We start from the raw sequence: 19,092 nt of genomic DNA, 5'->3' as shown, positions 1-19,092 counted from the left end.
CATGAAGGCAGTGGTCTTCCCCGGTCAGGGAGCCCAACAGCGCGGTATGGGGCGTGAGTTGTTTGACGCGTACCCCGAACTCGCCGACGAGGCATCCGAGATCCTCGGCTACTCCCTCCGCACGCTGTGCCTGGACGACCCGCACCGGCAGCTGGGCCGTACCGAGTACACGCAGCCCGCGCTCTTCGTCGTCGGGGCGCTGGCGCACCGGCAGTGGCGCGAGAGCACCGGCGAGGAGCCGGCCTTCCTCGCCGGGCACAGCCTGGGCGAGTACTGCGCCCTGCACGGCGCCGGCGCCTTCGACTTCGCGACCGGGCTGCGCCTCGTGCAGCGGCGCGGCGCTCTGATGGCGCAGGCACGGGGCGGTGGCATGGCGGCCGTGGTGGGGGTCGAGGCGGCACCGTTGCGCGAACTCCTCGACGACGGCGGCTTCTCCGGCCTGACCCTCGCCAACGACAACGCACCGCGGCAGCAGGTCGTGTCCGGCGACACCGCGACCGTCGACGCGCTGGTGGCATACCTCGACGCGCGCGATGTCCGCTGGGTGCGGCTGAACGTCTCCGGCGCCTTCCACTCGCCGCTGATGCGGCAGGCGCAGCAGGACTTCGCCCGCTTCGCCGCCGGGTTCGCCCTCGGGGACCCGGCGACGCCCGTGGTCGCCAACGCCACGGCGCGCCCGTACCTCCCCGGCCGCACCGCGCGCACGCTCGTCGACCAGATCGTGCAGCCCGTGCGCTGGACCGAGAGCGTGCACCACCTCCTCGACCGGGGCGTCACCGAGTTCGTCGAACTCGGTGGCCGGGTGCTCGGCAGGCTGATCGACCAGATCCGCACCGCCCCGCGGCCGGCCGCCCGCCCCGCCGCACCGGCCGCCTCGCCCGATTCGCCGGCCGCGCCGGCCGATTCGCCGGGCGCCGCGCTCGGCAGCGCCGTGTTCCGCCGGCGCATGGGCGTACGCCACGCCTACGCCGTGGGCGGTATGTACCGGGGCATCGCCTCGGCCGAGATGGTCGTCAGGCTCGGCCGGAACCGCATGCTCGGCTTCCTGGGCACCGGCGGCCTGCCGCTCCCGGAGATCGAGCAGCGGGTGAAGGAGGTCCGGCACGGCCTGGCCGACGGGCAGCCCTACGGCGTCAACGTCCTGGCCGACCACGACGACCCCGCGGCCGAGCGCGCGCTGGTGGATCTGTTGATGCGTCACCGCGTCCCCGTCATCGAGGCGTCGGCCTTCCTGCAGATGACCCCCGCGCTCGTCCTCTACCGGGCACGGGGCCTGCGCCGCGGTGCCGACGGCCGGACCGTGTGCGACCACCGCATCGTGGCCAAGGTCTCCCGTCCGGAGGTCGCCGAGCAGTTCATGGCACCCGCCCCCGGGCGGGTCCTGGACAGGCTCCGCCGGGAGAACGCCCTCACCGACGAGCAGGTGCGGCTCGCCCGGACGGTGCCGATGAGCCACGACATCACGGTCGAGGCGGACTCCGGCGGGCACACCGACGGCGGCGTCGCGACGGTCCTGTTGCCCGCCATGCTCGGCCTCCGGCAGCAGGCCCAGGACCGGCACGGCTACGACGAACCGATCTGCATGGGCCTCGCCGGCGGCCTCGGCACCCCGGCGGCGGTCGCGGCGGCCTTCATACTGGGCGCCGACTACGTCCTCACCGGATCCGTCAACCAGTGCACGGTGGAATCCGGCATGAGCACCGAGGTCAAGGACATGCTGCAGGACATCGGCATCGCCGATACCGCCTACGCCCCCGCGGGCGACATGTTTGAATTCGGCGCCAGGGTGCAGGTGCTCCGCAAAGGCGTCTTCTTCCCCGCGCGGGCCAACCGACTGTTCTCCCTTTACTCCCACTACGACGGCCTCGACGAGATACCGGAGAAAACACGCTCCCTGCTGGAAAGAACCTACTTCGGAAAAAGCATCGAAGAGGTCTGGGACGAAGTACGCGGCTATCTCCGGTCGCAGGGGCGCGACGCCGACATCGACCGTGCCGACGCCGATGCCAAACAGAAGATGGCACTGGTCTTCCGCTGGTACTTCTTCCACACGACGCGCCTCGCCATGAACGGCGACGGCTCCGGAAAAGTGAACTACCAGGTGCAGACCGGGCCGGCGCTGGGTGCCTTCAACCAGTGGGTCGACGGCACCGAACTCGCCTCATGGCGGCACCGCCACGTCGACCGCATCGGCCTCATGCTGCTCGACGGCGCCGCCGAACACATCGCCACCGCATGCCGGCGCTGGCGCGACACCCTCGGTGGGCCCCGTGCGACCAACGCCCCACCGCAGCCGAGGAGAACGTGATGACCGTCCCGTCCACCGGCACCGAAGTCCGGCTCGCCGCCCGCCCCGAGGGGTGGCCGACCGCCGCGGACTTCTCGGTCGTGCGGGCGGACCTGCCCGCCGTCCGGACCGGCCAGGTGCTGGTCCGCAACCTCGTGATGAGCGTCGACCCGTACATGCGGGGGCGGATGAACGTCACTCGGTCCTACGTCCCGCCGTTCGCCGTCGGCAAGGTGCTCGACGGGGGCGCCGTCGGCGAGGTCGTCGTCTCGAAGTCACCGCGCCTCGCGGTCGGCGACCTGGTCCTGCACGGCCTCGGCTGGCGGGAGTACGCCGTCGTCGGCGCCGCCGGCGCGGTCCGGATCGATCCGGCGCTCGCGCCACCCACCGCGTATCTCGGAGTGCTCGGTATGCCGGGGCACGCCGCCTACGCGGGGCTGCTCAAGACCGCCGAATTCCGGCCCGGCGACACCGTGTTCGTCTCCGGGGCCGCGGGCGCGGTCGGCTCCCTCGTAGGTCAGATCGCCCGGCTCCGCGGCGCGGAACGCGTGATCGGATCGGCGGGCAGCGCCGAGAAAGTCGCCTACCTGACCGGGGAGTTGGGCTTCGACGCGGCGTTCGACTACAAGGCCGGGCCGGTTCTCGAACAGCTGGCGCAGGCCGCGCCGGCGGGCATCGACGTCTACTTCGACAACGTGGGCGGCGACCACCTGGACGCCGCCCTGGCCCTGGCCAGGCTCGGCGCGCGGTTCGCGCTCTGCGGCAGCATGTCGCAGATCAACGCCGAGGACGGCCCGACCGGCCCACGGAACCTGATCCAGGCCATCGCCAAGGGCATCACCCTGCGCGGCTTCCTCGTCTCGGGCCACGCCGGCCTCCAGGACGAGTTCACTGCCCGCATGGCCGGCTGGCTGGCAGACGGGAGAATCTCCTACCGGGAGACCGTCGTCAGCGGACTGGAGAACGCGCCCACCGCGTTCATCGACATGCTGCGCGGAGCCAACATCGGCAAAATGCTCGTGAGAATCGCCGAATGAATACGCCACGCCCTGCGGAAGAAAACGGCGAACTCCACAGAAATTCCTATCGATTTGTTCCCCGTTCGCTTCCCGGCCGGTATGGTGATCTCCAAGCGCAGGCGCCAAACGGATGGCGCGCCGCACTCCTTGCGCAGAGATTTCCCCACCCGCCGCACATTCCCTGGGCATTCAGCCTGCGGCGCCTCGGCGATTCCGTCCCGACCCACACACCCACCGGGTACGTTCCGCCTCTTTCAGATGAACCAGAAGGAAAACGGAGGACTTCCATGTCCAGCACGTCCACGCCGTCCGACACCTCGACGCCCACGACGATCCCCGTCCCCGAAGAGGTCGGACGCCTCTACGACCGCCTCACCGCACTGGACACCGAAGCGGTCGGCGGCAGCCTCCACCTCGGCTACTGGGACGTCGACGACAACGACACCCCGCTCGTGGAGGCGGCCGACCGGCTCACCGACGTGATGACCGACCGTCTGCGGATCGACCAGGGCCAGCGGGTCCTCGACGTCGGCTGCGGAGTCGGCCAGCCGGCCATGCGGATCGCCCGCCGCACCGGCGCGCACGTCACGGGCATCGCGATCAGCCAGGACCAGATCGCCCGCGCCACCGCACTCGCCGAGGGCGCCGGCCTGGGCGACCGCGTGGAGTTCCGGCACGCCGACGCCATGGAACTGCCCTTCCCCGACAACTCCTTCGACGCCGCCATCGCCATTGAGTCGATCTTCCACATGCCCGACCGCGGACGGGTCCTCGCCGAGATCCGCCGCGTCCTGCGCCCCGGCGGTCGCCTGGTCCTCACCGACTTCTTCGAGCGCGGCCCCGTCCCCGCCGAGAAGCAGCCCGCCGTGGACCGGCTCCTCCGCGACTTCATCATGACGCTGGCCCGGCCCGAGGACTACGTGCCCATGCTGCGCGACGCGGGTCTCCGCTTCGTCGAGCTGCTGGACATCACCGAGCAGAGCGTGCGCCAGACCTTCGAGCAGATGAGCAAGGGCTCCCAGGAGATGCAGACCGTTTTCGACGACGAGGCGGAGGAGAAGTTCAGCCCCGCCTCCATGATCGACGTCGACGAGTTCGGGTCCGTACTGCTGACCGCCCAGAAGCCCCGCTGACCGACGACGTCCGCATGCGGTGGCGCCGGAACAGCGCCGGCCCGGCCCCCGGACGAAGACGCCGGCCCGCCTCCGGCGCCACCGCGCCCCCAGCACCGACGAGGAGTGACATCCCGTGACCGAACCCAGCGACGGCGGCGCGCCGCCCGCCTTCCCGTTCCCCCGCACCTGCCCCTACCGGCTGCCCGCCGAGTACCACGGCCTCCGCGAGAGCGGGCCCGCGTCGCAGGTGACCCTGCCGACCGGTAAGCCGGCGTGGATCCTGACCCGCTACGACGACGTCCGCAAGGCGCTGCTCGACCCGCGCCTCAGCTCCGACCGGGCCGATCCGAACTTCCCGATGCTGGTCGAGATCGCCCGGAGCGACAAGGACTCCACACTGTCCCTGGCCGGTATGGACGCGCCCGAACACACCAGGGCGCGGCGCGCCGTCGTCGGCGAGTTCACCTTCCGCCGGATGGAAGCCCTGCGCCCGCGTGTCCAGGAGATCGTCGACGACTGCGTCGACGCGATGCTCGCCGGCCCCAACCCCGCCGACCTGGTGAAGGCGATGTCCTTCCCGGTGCCGTCCCTGGTCATCTGCGAGCTGCTCGGTGTGTCCGCCGCCGACCGCGACTTCTTCGAGGACCGCACCTCCCGCATGCTCAGCATGACCCTCCCGCCGCTGACCCGGCAGCAGGCGTTCTTCGACCTGCAGACCTACCTGGACCAGCTCGTGACGACCAAGGAGAAAGTCCCGGGGGAGGACCTGCTCAGCCGCCAGATCGCCAAGGGCCGCAAGGACGGCACGTACGACCACGACGCACTCGTCGACCTGGCGTTCCTGCTGCTGACCGCCGGCCACGACACGACCGGAAACATGATCTCGCTGGGCATGCTCGCCCTGATGGAGACGCCCGAACTGCGCGCGCGCATCACCGGCGACCCCGGCAACACGCCACAGGTCGTCGAGGAACTGCTGCGCTACTTCACCATCACCGACATCATCACCACCCGTGTGGCCAAGGAGGAGGTCGAGATCGGCGGGCAGACCATCCGCGCCGGCGAAGGCGTCTTCGCGCTGGGCGGCTCGGCCAACCACGATCCGGATGTCTTCGAGAACCCCGAGAAGCTGGACGTCGACCGCGGCGCACGCCAGCACCTCGCCTTCGGCCACGGACCGCACCAGTGCCTCGGACAGAGCCTTGCCCGCATGGAACTGGAGATCGTCTACGACACCCTGCTCCGCCGCGTCCCCGGACTCCGGCCGGCCGGCCTCGTCGAAGACCTGCCGCTGAAGAACGACGCGGCCATCTTCGGCCTCCACGAGCTCCCGGTCACCTGGTAGGCGCCTGCGAAGCGGACCCTGATCGGGACGGCAACCACCCGTCCCCACCCGCCGGTTGGCCATATCCGACCGGTGTGTGTCAGCGTACGGAGGCACCGCCGCCGCGTCCCGCGCGCCGCGCACGACCCGCGGCGCGCCCGCGCCCCTCCCGGGAACACCAGTAGCAGCGGCGAAGCGCCCCCGGACCGCGCGGTATGTGCCCTAGCATCCCGCCATGCGCCATAAGTCTGCTGCAGCAGTCGCCCTGCTCGCCGGTCTGGCCGCCGTGGCGGGCTGCGCCACCGGTGACGTACCGGCCCGGAGCACCCTGGTCTCCGCACCGCCCTCGTCCTCGCCGTCCGTGGGTGCCACCGGGCCCGCCCTCTGGTCCGCGCAACGGATGCGGGGCGCCAAGCCCTTCCGCCACCCACCGGGGGTCTCGCACACCCCGCCGCCTACCACGTCCAACGCCCGGGTGGGGGCGCTCTTCAGCCACGGCGGCAGCGGCGACCACTTCTGCACCGGGAGCGTCGTGGACAGCCCCGGCAAGTCCGTGGTGATCACCGCGGCGCACTGCATCCACACGGGCAAGGGCGGCGGCTACCAGACGGACCTGGCGTTCGTTCCCGGCTACCGCGACGGCCAGGCACCCAACGGCACCTGGCCGATCACGAAGATGGTGGTGGACGACCACTGGGCACAGTCCTCCGACCCCGGCTACGACGTGGGGTTCGTCATCGTGGGCAAGGTCGGCGGCAAGCGCATCGCCGATGTGCTGGGCGCCAACCGCTTCGGCTACAACGCCGGTTACGGCAACAGCGTGCGGATCACCGGCTATCCGGCCGCCGGCCAGGACCCCATCTCCTGCGTCAACAAGACCACGAAGTTCCAGACGGACCAGATGAAGGTCGACTGCACCGGCTACAGTGGCGGGACCAGCGGCAGCCCCTGGCTGACCCACTTCGACCACGCCACCCGTACCGGCGAGGTCATCGGTGTCATCGGCGGCTACCAGACCGGCGGCGACACCGACGACACCTCCTACAGCCCCTACTTCAACGACGCCATCAAGTCCCTGTACGACAAGGCCGTCAGTGAGGAGGGCTAGGGCCTGTCCCGCCGGCGCGCCGGTTATCGGCCGGCGGCGAGGACGGATTCCGCGACGGACGTGCGTGCGTACAGCACGGAGCGGCCGGCCCGGTGGGCGGTGACGAATCCGGCATCGCGCAGTGCCGTGAGGTTCTGGGAGACCCCGGCCTTGGAGATCCCGGTGCGGTGAGCCAGTTCTGTCGTGGTGGCCGGCGTCTCCAGTTCGGTGAGCAGGAGGGTCCGGGCGCGGCCGAGCACGGCGACGATCGCCGCGGTACTGGTGACGGTGCGGCGTTCCCACAGCGTGCCGGTGCCGCGGGCTCGATAGGCGAGTTGCGGCGGGTCCGGGGGAGCGACCCGCGTGGACAGGCCCGGCCCCTTGAAGGCCGAAGGAATCAGGAGCAGCCCCGCGCCCGCCGTCTCCCGGGACAGGGCCCGTGGCCAGCGGACCAGCCGCAGTACGTCGTCGCTCCAGCTGACCTGCGGATGCAGCTCGTTGAAGAGGTGGCCGGCCCCGTACTGCGAGACCTGCCGGGCACGGTGGAAGACGTCGGCGTCCAGCACCGTGCGGATCCGCGCCCAGTAAGGAGCCAGCGCCAGCTCCCAGTAGGTCTCGATCTCCTGCGCGACCTTGGCCAGGCGGGTGCGCGGATCGGCATACAGGGACCGCAGCCGGGGCCCGATGCCGCCCTGGTGGTATCCGAGGTGGTCGAGGTCCTTGCGGACACGGCCGGCAGGAGAGGCCACGACCGCGGCCAGCTCCTCCGCCAGCGTGGGAGCCGGCCCGGTTGGTGCCGGGTTGAGGAAGTCCGGGGCGTAGCCCGAGGACGGGATCAGTTCGGCGAGCCATGCCGTGTCCAAGCCGGCAGCCGCGACCCGTGGCCGCACCTGCTCCAGCCAACGCCGGTGCACAGGATCCACGGCACCGGACTTCAGCAGTCGGAAGCTGGCCCCGACCTCCCACATCGGCGAGACGGCGAACCGCACCTGCGCCACATCGCTCGCCGAGAACGCAAGCTCTGCCAGGACAGCCATCCCCCCAAGGATTCACCCATACCTGAATCAATGGCGGCCACCCTACCGCGTGGAGATCATTCCGGCATGACCTCAGAGACGATCAACGCCGCCGCATCGGGAACCTGGAAGCTGGGAGACCTGACGGTCAACCGGATCGGCTTCGGGGCGATGCGCCTGCCGCAGACCGGCAAGGCGCTCGTGCCCGAGGCCGTCCCTCGCGACCGCGACCAGGCGATCAGCGTGCTCCGCCGCGCCGTCGAGCTCGGCGTGAACCACATCGACACCGCCGCGTTCTACTTCTCCGCGCTGCGCTCGGCCAACGAACTGATCAACCGGGCCCTGGCCCCCTACCCGGACGACCTCGTCATCACCACCAAGGTCGGGGAGACACGCGAACCGTCGGGAGCGTGGCTGCCCCACGCCAGGCCGGAGCAGTTGCGCGGACTGGTCGAGGAGAACCTGCGCCAGCTCGGCCGTGACCACCTGGACGTGGTGAACCTCCGCATCGTCGGCACCGATTCGATCGCCGAGCGCTTCGGTGCGCTGGCCGAACTGCGCGAGGCCGGACTCATCCGTCACCTCGGCATCTCCAACGTCCACCCCCATCACCTCGCCGAGGCTCAGGCCATCGCGCCCGTGGTCTGCGTGCAGAACATGTACGGCCTCGGAGTGCGGCCCGAGCAGGACGCGTTCGTCCGCACCTGCGGCGAGCAGGACGTCGCCTTCGTGCCGTTCTACGCGATCGCCGCCACCGGGCGCCAAGCCGGGGCGAGCGACAACGACCATCCGGAGATCCTGGCCGTCGCCCGGGCACACGGGGCCGGCCCCGCCCAGGTCCGGATCGCCTGGACCCTGCACCGCGGCCCGCACGTGCTGGCCATCCCGGGCACCGGTGACCCCGGCCACCTGGCATCGAACGTGGCCGCAGGCGCCCTCCGGCTCTCCGCGGACGAGGTTGCCCTGCTCGACTCCCTGCACCGCCGGAATCCCTGAGTGGTTCTCGGGGTCCGCCGAAGGGCGCACTGCCGATCGCCCTGAGTCCTGCAGCCCCGCCACGTCGCGGCATCATGCCGGACGCCTGCCGGCTTCGCCGCTACCGAGGACGTGCCGGGGCGCTGGACGCCGAGTCGTAAGAGATCGGTTTAGAAGCACTCCTTACCGTTGGCCACCGACGTCGTACAGCCCTGGCTGACCCTGGCCGACTTCCCCGCCCTGTATGGAGCTGCTCGTGACCCCGCCCGATATCCCCGCGCCTGCGCGGTTGCGCACCCTGCGCCCTCGGCTGCCCCTGTCCGTGGCGCAGCCGCCGCCTGCCGCGCCGCACCGCCCCCGGCAGAAGCGCGGCGTGCTCGCCGCCTCGGTGCTGATCACGACGGGTGCGCTGGCCTTGTCCGGGTGCGGCGGGAGCGGCGCGGCGAGCGGCGACGAAGGGGCCAAGGACGCGTCCGGCCCGAGGATCAGGGTCTCGGCGCGGAACGGCGCCACCGACGCCGGCCTCACCACCGGTGTCAGGGTCAGCGGCGGCAGGCTCACCGGCGTACGGCTGGTCCGGGTGGACAACGGCGCCCCGATCAAGGGCTCAGTAGCTGCCGACGGCTCCTCCTGGAAGCCCTCGGCCCAGCTGGAGCGCGGCACCAAGTACCAGCTGGTCGCCAACGCCAAGGACGGCCGCGGCCGGACGGCCACCGAGAACGCCACGTTCACCACGGTCTCCCCGAAGAACAGCTTCACCGCCTCCTACACCCCCGACGGCGGCAAGACCGTCGGCGTGGGAATGCCGGTGTCCATCGACTTCGACAAGTCGATCACCAACAAGAAGGACGTCCAGTCCCACATCACGGTGACCTCCAGCAGCGGCCAGCAGGTCGTCGGGCACTGGTTCGGCGCCCAGCGCCTGGACTTCCGTCCCCAGGAGTACTGGAAGGCCGGCTCCAAGGTCACGATGAAGATCGACCTGGACGGCGTGAAGGGTGGCGGCGGCATCACCGGCGTGCAGTCCAAGACGGTGACCTTCACCGTCGGCCGGTCCCAGGTCTCCACCGTCGACATGAACACCCAGACCATGACGGTCGTGCGGGACGGCAAGACCATCAAGTCCGTGCCGATCTCCGGTGGCAGCCCGAAGAACCCGACCTACAACGGCCAGATGGTGATCTCGGAGAAGCTCGTGCAGACCCGGATGGACGGCTCGACCGTGGGCTTCGGCAACCCCGGGAAGACCTACGACATCCCTGATGTGCCGCACGCGATGCGGCTGTCGGCCTCGGGCACCTTCGTCCACGGCAACTACTGGGGCAGTCCGTCGGTCTTCGGCCGCACCGGCACCAGCCACGGTTGCATCGGGTTGCGGGACAACAAGGGGGGCGGGGGTGAGACCCTCGGCAAGTGGTTCTTCGACCAGTCGCTCGTCGGCGATGTCGTGGTCGTCAAGAACTCGCCCGAGCGGACCGTCACACCGGAGAACGGCCTCAACGGATGGAACCTGTCCTGGTCCGACTGGCAGGCGGGCAGCGCGCTGTGACCGGCTCCCGCCCCGTACGGGAAACCGCCGGGCAGCCCCGCGGCAGGCGCAACCGCGCGGGGTCTGTCCGACCCTGACCGGTCGGACAGACGCTAGGTGACCGGTCGGCGGTCGACCGGGGTGAGCGGGGTCCGGATGGTCACGGGGGTGCGGCGGGGACCGGACCACGGGGCCGGAACCGCGTCGATGTCCAGGGCCAGCCGGTAGGCGATCGCCTCGTAGTTGACCCGCCAGCCGCGGAAGTGCGGCCACGCCTCCTCGGGGGTGCGTTCCATCGGGTAGCCACGCTCCTGCAACCGCTCGATCCCCATCAGGAAGTCCTGGTAGGTGAGTTGGACAGGGTCGTCGGGATGCGGGTCGAGGTCGTACGGGATGCCGCGTATGTCCGCGATGTCGCGCAGACAGACAAAGCCCGCCCGCAGCGCCAGCCGGATCTCCGACTTCGGTTGGGACGGGTTGAGGGCCATCCGCAGCGCCGCGGCGTCCATGACGGCCAGCAGCGCGATCAGCCAGTTGCGGGTGGCCTTGGGCGACCGGAAGTGGATCAGGACCGGGTAGGTGGTGTGGCTCTCGCTCACCGCGGCGCTCCACCGTTCCCAGTTGCGGAACAACTCGGTGAGGTTGTCGAGCAGTTCGACCTGTGCGTACCGCACCAGGATCTCCGGCCCCCAGGGCGGCGAGCCCGCACGGGCCTGGAGCAGGGTGACCTCGGTCTCGCGGCTCTGGTAGGCGCCGTAGAGGGTGGGCAGATACCCGACCTGGAGGCCGATGACGATGGGTCCGGTGGCGGCGGCGCAGAAGTCGATGGCGTTCAGCGTGGCCCGGTTGCCGCTGGCGAAGCCGAGCGTGAGCAGCGACGATCCGGACTCGGTCAGCGCCTCCCGTACACCGAGTTGGCTGACGGCCGCCTCCAGCAGGGCGTAGCCGACCAGGAACGACGCCAGCCAGCTGATCAGGGTCACCACGATGGCCAGTGGTGCCACCGGTGCGAGCACCCGGTCCTTGGTCTCCGCGCTCGTCGACCGGTCGGCGATCAGTTGGAACGCGCGGAGGACCAGGCGCTGCACGATGTGGGTGAAGCCGGAAAGCGTCGGGCGGGGGATCACCAGGGTGCGCAGTACGGAGGAGAAGATCCCGAGTACGACGACGACACCGGCGATGCCCAGCAGTACACGCACCACAGTCACCTTGCGTTCCGACCGAGGGCCCACGTGATCGAGCCGCCGCGGTGGGCGGACGGCTCGTCAGCGGCCTCGGTGCATCCTCGACGGCCGGGGCAGGTCGGCGTCCCGGCCGAGGAGCTCCCGGCCGACCTGGCCGGCCCACGGGCACGGCAAGATCCACTGACCCACGCCGAGACGGAATGGTAGCGGGGGACGCGGGCGAATCCGCCCAGCGGCTCGGCGAACGTCGAAGCGGCCGGCTCGCCTGCCCGGACGTGTCCCGGGCAGCCGAGCCGGCCGGCAGGTTCGCCGCCCCCGTCCGTCACCAGAGCGGACAGCCGCTACCGGAGTGGAACCGGGACGGGGACGGACGGGTCAGCTGGTGGGCTTGACCGGCCAGCTGGTCAGCGACTCCTGCGCGCCGCAGTCCGTGGCGTCCTTGTCACCGTGGCATATGAAGACCGAACCGGTGGTGGTGAGGGTGTAGTTGGGAATGCTCAGGTCGACCGCCTGAGTGCCGGCGCCGCACAGGGTCGCCCGCTTGGCGGCCGGCAGGGGCGACATGTCGTAGGTCCACTGGGTCCACACCGAATAGCAGTCCTTGCCGGTGTTCTTGAAGGTGCCCTTGACGATGAGCTTGGAGGACAGGCCGCCATTGGACTCCAACGACCTGGTGCCCGATGCCGTGGCCGTGCCGTACGTGGCCGTCCACGGGACGTCCGCGCCCGCGGACGTGACACCGGCTGCCGTCGCCGAGGACTGGCCGAGGGCCAGGAGCATGGCGGAGGAAGCCAGAACGGCGGCTCCCGATGTCAACATGCGTGTGGATCGCACTGCGTTTCCTTTCCAGAGTGGTGATGGGCGGACCGTGCTCAGCGGCGCATGACCCCTGGTCCGGTCCGTCAGCAGGTACCCGCCCGTGGCGCCGGCGCGATGCGCGTCGCAGGCCGAACCCGCGGCGAGCAGGCCGAACCCGCGGCGCAGCGTGGAGAGGCCGGCCGGACGGCCCGACATGCCGTCGGTGCCTGGCCCTGGTGGCATGGAGGGGGAGCAGGTGCGGCGGCTACCCGCCGCAGCGGGCGTCTCCCGCTCACCGGGAAGGTCGGGAAGGTGTCGTCAACCTCGTAGCGGAGGTGGCGTGGCCGTACCGCTCGCAAGCAGCAGTGGGGGAGTCGGGAGTCGAACGGCCCCTGGCGACACCGAATGCGACGTGCTCTTCGGGCTAAAATGAAGGGTGGTCAGTTCCTTCGTAGGGACGGTGGGCTACCCGTCTTCCGGTGAAGGGATGGTCGCACCGATCACCGAGGCGGCGACAGTGGCCGCCGGTGCCCTTGGCTGAGCTGTCCATCGTGGAATTCCCCCCTGCCGCGACGCCGCGCGCCGCCCCGTCGAACGAGTGAGATCGTTTTTAGCACGGGAAGCGGCTGCTAAAGAAAGGCGTTACTTGGGTGTTGGGGTGTGCGCCAACTGGCCGGGATGGCAGCTGAGTTGGGTACCCTTGATGAGGCAGTCGGAGCGCCTGGGAGGCGGGCGGCGGAGCTGTCCGGGTACCGGCCGTGCCGTGGAGGGCCTCAGGCGGGGGCCGTCACCGGCCCCCGGTCCGTTCAGCGCACGAAGGCGACTTCCGGATAGTGGTGTGACGGGCCGTCGAGCAGGTGACTGTGGTGGTGGCGCAGTTCCTTGTCGAAGAAGGCCGCGAGGTAGGTGCGTTGGATTTCGATGGCGCGGGTGGGGGCGATGGTGCCCAGAATCTGGACCAGTTGGGGAGGGGTGAGTCCGAAAGCGGCCGGTGCCTGGGGGAGCAGGGCCTCGCTGTCGGTGAAGGAGTTGTGCTCGGCGCCGCGCAGCTTCAGGTCGATCCGCTCTCCGTGCAGGTGCTTCCAGAGTCTCGCCCAGCTGGAGTCGTCGTTGCGGTTGTGGTGTTGGGAGCTGAACAGCAGGAAGGGGCGGTCGAGTGGCTTGCTGATCTCCGACCCGAAGAACTGGCCGTCCAGGTCCGCCCCCGCGCGGATCCTGGAGTCGGCGTGCATGGCCGCGGGCACGCTCCCGCCGCCGAGGGAGGCGCCGAACATCCCGATACGGTGCATGTCCACGGCTTTGGACAGCCCGTGGGGCAGGGCCTTGTGGTCGGCGTCGGGGTTGTGGCCCCGGGCGATCGCGGCCAGTTGGTTGATCACGAAGTGGGTGTCCGCCGCCCGGACGGCGATCGTGTGGGACGCGTGGGTACCCGCCGGCATGGTGTTCAGCTCAAGCCGCCCGCCGGGGAACTCCACCTCGCCGGCGTCGTGGGTGTGGTCGATGGTGACGACCAAGTAGCCGCGGCTGGCCAGGTCCTGGGCCAGTGCGGTGCCCATCGCGCGGTCCCCGTGCAGCCCGGTTGAGTACAGCAGCACCGGCAGCTTGCCGGCCTTGTGGTCGACCGGGGCGCCGGTGTGGCCGGCGGTGGTGGGCAGGGTCACCGCGCCCGGCGGCATCTGACGGGCCGCCATGAAGTGGGCGGCCGCTGCGGGTTGCATCCAGGGGGCGGCGGGATAGCGGCTGGTGTGCGTGGCCGGGTACCACAGCGTGACCATCAGCTCCCGAGGCTGGTTTCCGGGTATCCACGGATCCGCGCGCCTGGTGTCGCGCAGGTGGAGGTCGACCGTACCGACGCGATGGGAACCGCTCGGGGCGGGGAGAGTCAGCTGGCCCGGGACCTGCGGGGTGTCCTCGGGCTTGGTCACCGTCGTGGGCGTACCGGCGGTCTTCCCCGCGGCGGTGGCGGGCACGACGCCGGCGCCCAGGACGACGGCGAGTGCTCCTGTGGTACTGGCGACCCGGGCGCGCAACCGGCTCTGGCGCTTTCGTGCGTGCTTCATGGGCAGCCTCGTCTCCGTGGGGGCGTTCGCGAGATGACCGGCGAGCGGTGGCGCTCATCGTAATGGGTAGTTTGCCATGGCCAAGCCAACCCCCCTGATTGTGCGGAGAGTTCTCGCTCGGGGACGGTTGGTGATCGGGACTGCCGCCCCACGTTCCGGTGTGGCATGTGCGGGCGAAGCGGGCTGGTCGAGTGGCCGTTTGGGGTGTGTGTGGCGGAATGCCCCGGTGCGCCGGGTGGTGGCCGTCGGCGTCCCGGGTTCGGCGCGCTCGAGAGATCGGTCGCAGTAGCAAATATGTGTAAGCGACCTAATTCTCGTCCGAGTTGGGGGTGGAGGTCCCATTTATCTCGTATGTGTGGGCGCGAAGGGAACGGACTTGTGATTATCGTGTGAAACGCAGTATCGATACTCCTCGAGTTGCTGCACGGCCATCCCCCACGTGCCGAGAGGACGCTGCCCTGCACCCGGTTGCCCACTCGCCCCGTCCCCATCGCGCCCGGCGTCGCGCCGACATGCCACTGCTCGGAGGGGTCCGTCCGCCGATCGCGGCGCTGCTCTGCGCACTGCTGGCGGTCGCCGCGTTTCCCACACTCGGGCTCGGCACCGTTCATGAACAGGACGTCCCCCAGGCCGTACGCGACGGGGAGCGCCGGATCGCCGAGGACGCCGCCGCCTCGGTCAGAACCTCCATCGACGTCAGGGCCGCCGCGCTGCGCCGCGCCGCGGCGTCGACCAGACCCGCCGACGGCGGCACTCCCGCGGCCGTACTGCGGTCCCTTGTCCCATCCGGGCCCCCTGCGTTGGGCGCGGCGCTGCTCGACCCGGACACCGGCAAAGCGGTGGCCGCCGGCGGTGAAGCGGTGCCGCTGACCGGGGCGGCCGCGGTGGCCCTGGCGAAGTCCGGTACCGCGAACATCGCGCCCCGGCTGGCCTCTTCAGGCGGTGCCGAACCCCGGCTGCTGCTCTTCGCCCGGGTCACCGTGCCCACTGCGGGCGGCAAGCAGGACGAGAACCACGACCAGGCACGCGACCAGACGGGGGACCAGGGCGCCGGCGAACGCGAACTCCTGCTGGTCGTATCGGAGAAGGCCACCGCTCCGGTGGTGTACGGAGAAGTGCGCACCGGTCAACTGGTGGACCGGAACGGCAAGGTGCTCGCCCGCGCCGCTGCTGTCGGCACAACCCCGGCGCCCGACACCGACGACCGCACCGGGCCCGCCGCCGCGGCGGACGCCGCCGGCGCCGGGCGACACACCGGGGAGTCCTCGGGGAGCATGCTCGGTGACGGTCACGACGGGCTGCGCAGGGTCGCGGGCTGGGCATCGGTCTCCGCGGTGGACGGCAAGGACGACAGCTCCGGCCTGGGGCTGACGATCCTCACGTCCCAGGATGTGGCTCCGGCGAAGGACGGAGCCGATCACACCGGGTTCGCCCTCGTGGCCGCGGGCGTGCTGGTGGTGATCGCGCTGCTGGTCACCGCGGTGCTGTGGCGCACCGTGCAACTTCCGCTGCTGCGGCTGCACCTGTCCGCCGCCCGGCTGGCCAGGGGAGTCTGCGGTATGTCGGGGGCGGCGGAGGAACTGGCGCGGCCGGTGCCGGCCGCGCTGTTCGGCGAGCCCCGCCGGGTCGGCCGGGCGTTGGAGTCGATACGCCGCCAACTGCTCGGCGAGACGGGGCCGGAGCCCGTGCGGCCGGTGCGACGCCGGCCCGGTCTCCGGTCGGTTGCCGTGGTCTGCGCACTCGTGATCGCCGTGTGGGCGGTGCCGCTGCTGTTCCTGCTCAACCGGGTACCCGCCGACAGAGCCGTACCGGCAACCACCGTCGCCGACCAGCAGGCACGCACCGAAGCCGCCGCCGACCGGGTGCGGCAGTCCCTCGGGCAAAGCTGCACCGATCTCGCGGCGGTGGCGTCGGCCATCTCCGGTGTGCCACCGGAGCGGGCGACGGAGGTGCTGCGGCGCGAACGCGCCGGCCATCCCACCTTCCAGTCGCTGTACGTGCTGGACCGCACCGGTGCCGTCGTGCTGCGGGTCGGCAAGCAGCCGCTGCGCACCCTCGTCCATGCACCGACCGGCCAGGGCATCACCCAGGTCACCACGTCCGGCAAGATCCCCACCATCGCCGCCTACGCCCAGATCCCGGCGGCCGGCAACGCCAAGGGGGCCGCGGACACCGCCCCCGCCGTGGTCGTCGCCGAGATCGGGGTGAACGGGCTGAACGACCTCGTGGCGCGGCCGGGGCTCGGCAAGGTGTGGCTGACCGACGAGCGCCACCGGGTGCTCGCGGCGAGCACCGGCTTTCGGGCCTTCCAGTCCCTTCCCAGCCGGGGCCTCACCAGCCTCGTGAACAGGACCGACACCGCGCCGGGCGGCCGGGGCAGACCGGAGTCGGCCGTCCTGGACGCGGGCGCCGGGCCGGGCGAGGGCCTGTCGGTGGCAGCCGCCGCGCCCCTGGCGCAGACCGGGCCGGCCGCCGGGCTGGGCTGGCAGGTGGTCTCCGCCGAGCCCGCCGCAGCGCTCAAACTGGCGGCGTACGAGGTCCAGGCGCGCACCATGCTGGCCGGGCTGCTGGCCCTGTCGGTGGGCATCGCCTGCCTGGGCTGGCTGCACATCGTCGTGGTCAGACCGCTGCGCGCCCTCACCGGGTGCGCCGAGCGGCTGGCCGGCGGCGACCGCCGCACCGTCCTGTACCCGGTCCACCACGACGAGTGCGGCTCGGTCACCCGCAACCTGGAACTGCTCCGGCAGGCCCTGGTGGAACGGGACCGCGGCGCCGGAGCCGACGTGGCCCCGGCCCTTGTCCCCAAGTCCCAGCGCGGCAGCGCGCCGTAGCAGTGAAGGATCAACTGTCGTGCTTTTCCTCTACGTTGTGCTGCTGCTGAGCTGCACCGTGCTGCTGGTCGCCGGCGTGCTGGAGCAGCGGCGCCACTACGCCGCGCTGGCGCACATCCCCGCCCGGGTGCTGGTCAACGGCATCCGCGGCAAGAGCTCCATCACCCGGCTGTGCGCGGGGGCGCTGCGCGGCGGGGGACTGGTCACCGTGGCCAAGACCACCGGCACCGCCGCCCGGTTCATCCACCCGGACGCCACCGAGGAGCCGGTGTACCGGAAGTTGGGCATCGCGAACGTCGTCGAACAGATCGGCATCGTCCGACGCGCGGCGGCCTACCGTCCGGACGCCCTGGTGATCGAGTGCATGGCGGTGATGCCCGCACTCCAGGAGATCAACCAGGAGAAGCTGATCCGCTCCACGATCGGCGTGCTGTGCAACGTCCGCGAGGACCACCTCGACGAGATGGGCCCGACGCTGGACGACGTGGCCCGCTCGCTGTCGAGGTCGATGCCGGTCGGCGGGATCTGCGTCACCGCCGAGCAGGAGCGGCTGCACATCCTCAAGGAGGAGGCGGACAAACGGAGATGCCGCCTGATCACGGTCGATCCGGAGTCGGTCACCGACGAGGAGCTGCGCGGGTTCAGCTGGTTCACGTTCAAGGAGAACGTCGCCATCGCGCTGGCGGTGGCCGAACTGCTCGGCGTGGACCGGGCCACCGCGCTGCGCGGCATGTGGGACGCGCCACCGGACCCCGGCGTCCTCTCGGTCGAGCGCTACCGCACACCGGACGGCAAGCAGCTGCGTTTCGCCAACGTCTTCGCCGCCAACGACCCCGAGTCGACGCTGATGAACGTCCGCCAGTTGGCCGAACTCGGCGCGATCCGACGCCCGTTGAACGTGGTCGTCAACTGCCGCCCGGACCGGGTCGAACGCAACGGGCAGATGGGGTCGATCGTCCCCGACCTGGACCCGGAGACGGTCTTCCTCATCGGGCATCCGACGAAGAGTGCCCGCGACGGCATCCCGTCGGACTGGTCGTCGGGCAGGGTGGTGGACCTGGGCGGCGACCGGCGCGACGCCCAGGAGCTGACCGGCGCCATCCTCGCCGAACTGGGCCCGGATTCCTCGCTGGTGGCCATCGGCAACATCCACGGCCAGGGCGAACTGTTCCTGGAACACCTCGGCAGGCTGCCCACCGACCCCGCCGACGAGCCGCTTCCGGTGGCGCACCCGCCCGAGCCCGAGCCGTACCGCTGGGTGGCGTCGCTGAACGCCCCCACCCCCGGCCCGCCTGCCCTACCCCCCTCCTCAGCCCTCGCCCCAGTCCGGCACGAGCCCACAAGGACGCAGCAGTGATCCCCGTCAACGTCACTCCGCAGACCGCCGCACTGGGGATCGCCCTCGGACTGGTCTTCTCGCTGGTCTGCTACCTGACCACCAACCTCTCTCCCGGCGGCATGATCACCCCCGGCTGGCTGGCCCTGACCCTCGTCACCGATGTGGTCCGGGCCGCGATGGTGATCGGCGTCACCGCGCTCACCCTCGCCGCGACCAAGCTCCTCCAGCGACATGTGATCCTCTACGGGAAACGGCTGTTCGCCGCCGTGGTGCTGTCCGCGGTGCTGCTCCAGACCACGGTGATGCTCGCGCTCCAGCACGAGTTCCCGCTCCTCTACACCGCCCAGACCCTGGGCTTCATCGTCCCCGGCCTGATCGCCTATCAGCTCGTTCGGCAACCCCTGGCGGCCACCGTGATCTCCACCACCGCGGTGACCCTCGGCACGTATGTGGTGCTGGTCGCCGGGCTGCTGCTGGGGGCGCTGCCCGTCGGCTGACGCAGGCGCCCGCGTCCACCGCACCCGTCCGC

The 19,092-nt window shown here is 70.9% G+C and carries 14 protein-coding genes; 10 read left to right on the top strand and 4 right to left on the bottom strand.

Features of this window, described 5'->3' with window-relative positions:
• Nucleotide 1 precedes the first annotated feature (1 nt).
• The 5 genes from fabD to ACO1BR_RS37970 all read left to right on the top strand — a co-directional run bounded on the left by fabD (nt 2) and on the right by ACO1BR_RS37970 (nt 6,853).
• The gene (gene fabD / locus ACO1BR_RS37990; protein ID WP_426799676.1) at nt 2–2,308 is read left to right on the top strand and encodes an ACP S-malonyltransferase; all 2,307 of its coding nucleotides are present in this window, start codon (nt 2–4) and stop codon (nt 2,306–2,308) included.
• On the top strand, nt 2,305–3,324 hold the full coding sequence (locus ACO1BR_RS37985) for an NADP-dependent oxidoreductase (RefSeq protein ID WP_426799675.1): 1,020 nt from the start codon (nt 2,305–2,307) through the stop codon (nt 3,322–3,324). The genes fabD and ACO1BR_RS37985 overlap by 4 nt, the downstream gene beginning before the upstream one ends.
• Nucleotides 3,325–3,593: 269 nt before the next feature.
• Complete coding sequence (locus ACO1BR_RS37980) at nt 3,594–4,439, top strand: SAM-dependent methyltransferase (RefSeq protein WP_426799674.1); 846 nt, start codon at nt 3,594–3,596, stop codon at nt 4,437–4,439.
• Nucleotides 4,440–4,554: 115 nt separating this feature from the next.
• A complete protein-coding gene (locus tag ACO1BR_RS37975; RefSeq protein ID WP_426799673.1) occupies nt 4,555–5,766 on the top strand; it encodes a cytochrome P450 in 1,212 nt (403 codons plus the stop codon).
• Between the two features lie 214 nt (nt 5,767–5,980).
• Nucleotides 5,981–6,853 carry a trypsin-like serine peptidase gene (locus tag ACO1BR_RS37970; RefSeq protein WP_426799672.1) on the top strand — a complete coding sequence of 291 codons (873 nt, stop codon included), beginning with the start codon at nt 5,981–5,983 and terminating at the stop codon, nt 6,851–6,853.
• 23 nt (nt 6,854–6,876) lie between these two features.
• On the opposite strand, the gene ACO1BR_RS37965 is transcribed toward ACO1BR_RS37970, so the two are convergent.
• Nucleotides 6,877–7,869, bottom strand: coding sequence for a helix-turn-helix domain-containing protein (locus ACO1BR_RS37965; RefSeq protein WP_426799671.1), 993 nt, complete (start codon nt 7,867–7,869; stop codon nt 6,877–6,879).
• Nucleotides 7,870–7,935: 66 nt separating this feature from the next.
• Between ACO1BR_RS37965 and ACO1BR_RS37960 the strand changes: the two genes are divergently transcribed.
• The gene (locus ACO1BR_RS37960) at nt 7,936–8,844 is read left to right on the top strand and encodes an oxidoreductase (protein WP_426799670.1); all 909 of its coding nucleotides are present in this window, start codon (nt 7,936–7,938) and stop codon (nt 8,842–8,844) included.
• A 223-nt stretch (nt 8,845–9,067) separates the two neighbouring features.
• Entirely contained in the window at nt 9,068–10,372 is a 1,305-nt protein-coding gene (locus ACO1BR_RS37955; protein WP_426799669.1) for an Ig-like domain-containing protein, read from the top strand.
• 92 nt (nt 10,373–10,464) lie between these two features.
• On the opposite strand, the gene ACO1BR_RS37950 is transcribed toward ACO1BR_RS37955, so the two are convergent.
• The 3 genes from ACO1BR_RS37950 to ACO1BR_RS37940 form a co-directional block, all read right to left on the bottom strand.
• Nucleotides 10,465–11,550: a hypothetical protein gene (locus tag ACO1BR_RS37950; protein ID WP_426799668.1), complete on the bottom strand. Its 1,086-nt coding sequence runs from the start codon at nt 11,548–11,550 to the stop codon at nt 10,465–10,467.
• 360 nt (nt 11,551–11,910) lie between these two features.
• Nucleotides 11,911–12,354: a hypothetical protein gene (locus ACO1BR_RS37945; protein ID WP_426799667.1), complete on the bottom strand. Its 444-nt coding sequence runs from the start codon at nt 12,352–12,354 to the stop codon at nt 11,911–11,913.
• Nucleotides 12,355–13,139: 785 nt separating this feature from the next.
• On the bottom strand, nt 13,140–14,393 hold the full coding sequence (locus ACO1BR_RS37940) for an alpha/beta hydrolase family protein (RefSeq protein ID WP_426799666.1): 1,254 nt from the start codon (nt 14,391–14,393) through the stop codon (nt 13,140–13,142).
• 512 nt (nt 14,394–14,905) lie between these two features.
• On the opposite strand from ACO1BR_RS37940, the gene ACO1BR_RS37935 reads away from it, so the two are divergent.
• The 3 genes from ACO1BR_RS37935 to ACO1BR_RS37925 are packed head-to-tail and all read left to right on the top strand — an operon-like array spanning nt 14,906 to nt 19,060.
• Entirely contained in the window at nt 14,906–17,224 is a 2,319-nt protein-coding gene (locus ACO1BR_RS37935) for a HAMP domain-containing protein (RefSeq protein ID WP_426799665.1), read from the top strand.
• Nucleotides 17,225–17,243: 19 nt separating this feature from the next.
• Nucleotides 17,244–18,581, top strand: a complete 1,338-nt coding sequence (gene pgsB / locus ACO1BR_RS37930) for a poly-gamma-glutamate synthase PgsB (protein ID WP_426799664.1) — start codon at nt 17,244–17,246, stop codon at nt 18,579–18,581.
• Complete coding sequence (locus ACO1BR_RS37925; protein WP_159506468.1) at nt 18,578–19,060, top strand: poly-gamma-glutamate biosynthesis protein PgsC/CapC; 483 nt, start codon at nt 18,578–18,580, stop codon at nt 19,058–19,060. Before pgsB ends, ACO1BR_RS37925 begins: the two co-directional genes overlap by 4 nt.
• The last annotated feature ends 32 nt before the right edge of the window (nt 19,061–19,092 follow it).

Source organism: Streptomyces sp. YGL11-2 (genome assembly GCF_050054615.1).
Taxonomy (GTDB): domain Bacteria; phylum Actinomycetota; class Actinomycetes; order Streptomycetales; family Streptomycetaceae; genus Streptomyces.
This window is presented reverse-complemented; position numbering and strand designations above follow the sequence as displayed.

Bases quoted from the DNA above. Each gene is read 5' to 3' on its own strand.
- fabD (WP_426799676.1), top strand. From the start codon at position 2: ATGAAGGCAGTGGTCTTCCCCGGTCAGGGAGCCCAACAGCGCGGTATG.
- ACO1BR_RS37980 (WP_426799674.1), top strand. From the start codon at position 3,594: ATGTCCAGCACGTCCACGCCGTCCGACACCTCGACGCCCACGACGATC.
- ACO1BR_RS37970 (WP_426799672.1), top strand. From the start codon at position 5,981: ATGCGCCATAAGTCTGCTGCAGCAGTCGCCCTGCTCGCCGGTCTGGCC.
- ACO1BR_RS37965 (WP_426799671.1), bottom strand. From the start codon at position 7,869: ATGGCTGTCCTGGCAGAGCTTGCGTTCTCGGCGAGCGATGTGGCGCAG.
- ACO1BR_RS37960 (WP_426799670.1), top strand. From the start codon at position 7,936: ATGACCTCAGAGACGATCAACGCCGCCGCATCGGGAACCTGGAAGCTG.
- ACO1BR_RS37955 (WP_426799669.1), top strand. From the start codon at position 9,068: ATGGAGCTGCTCGTGACCCCGCCCGATATCCCCGCGCCTGCGCGGTTG.
- ACO1BR_RS37945 (WP_426799667.1), bottom strand. From the start codon at position 12,354: ATGTTGACATCGGGAGCCGCCGTTCTGGCTTCCTCCGCCATGCTCCTG.
- ACO1BR_RS37940 (WP_426799666.1), bottom strand. From the start codon at position 14,393: ATGAAGCACGCACGAAAGCGCCAGAGCCGGTTGCGCGCCCGGGTCGCC.
- ACO1BR_RS37935 (WP_426799665.1), top strand. From the start codon at position 14,906: ATGCCACTGCTCGGAGGGGTCCGTCCGCCGATCGCGGCGCTGCTCTGC.